The organism is Campylobacter sp. BCW_4323 (assembly GCF_001763115.1).
Taxonomy (GTDB): domain Bacteria; phylum Campylobacterota; class Campylobacteria; order Campylobacterales; family Campylobacteraceae; genus Campylobacter_D; species Campylobacter_D jejuni.
Genome location: NZ_MJYC01000084.1, coordinates 992 through 1625 on the forward strand (window position 1 = coordinate 992; position 634 = coordinate 1625).

At 25.6% G+C, this 634-nt stretch carries 1 pseudogene; it reads right to left on the reverse strand.

The features are described from left to right. Nucleotides 1-634, reverse strand: a pseudogene (locus AJN60_RS10045) (motility associated factor glycosyltransferase family protein); the annotation flags it as partial.

A 634-nucleotide genomic window follows, 5' to 3' on the forward strand; every position in this document is an offset into this window, starting at 1 on the left:
TTCTTTCATTTAAGATTCTTTGAAAAGGAATGCTTTCAAGCATAGAAGGGATGTTTTGTAAAAGATGAGAATAACACTCAAAACCGATGCATAAACTAGAATTTAAATTTCTTATCACAACTTTTATATTTTTCTCGCAAAGCTCATCTGCTTTATGCCAGATATCCTCATAAAACTTTTTATAATAAACATTATTCACAAACATTTCATACAAACTTAAGTACTCAAACATATCTTTCATATCAAAAAGTATAAGCAGTTGAATATCTACTCTTTCTTCTTCGATATCCACAAGATAAATTTTTCCACTACAAAGCTCTTCACTCAAATCCAATGCACTTAAAGCTAGGATAAAAAGTTCTATTTCGCTTTCAAATACAAAAAGATGTTTATAGTGTTTAGCTAAATTTTTAATCAGTAAAGCATTGCCTATACCATAAATACATATAAAAGGATATCTAGGAGTTTTTTCTAAAATACTTTGATAGAAAAAATTTAATTCTTCTTCTAAATTTTCATACATAAAAACATTATGAGTTTTATCATAGATATTTAAATTTTCATCTATATTAAAACGAGAACAAGTTTTATTTTGTATGAAATTTAAAAGTTTATTTCCTAAGGGTTCATTTAC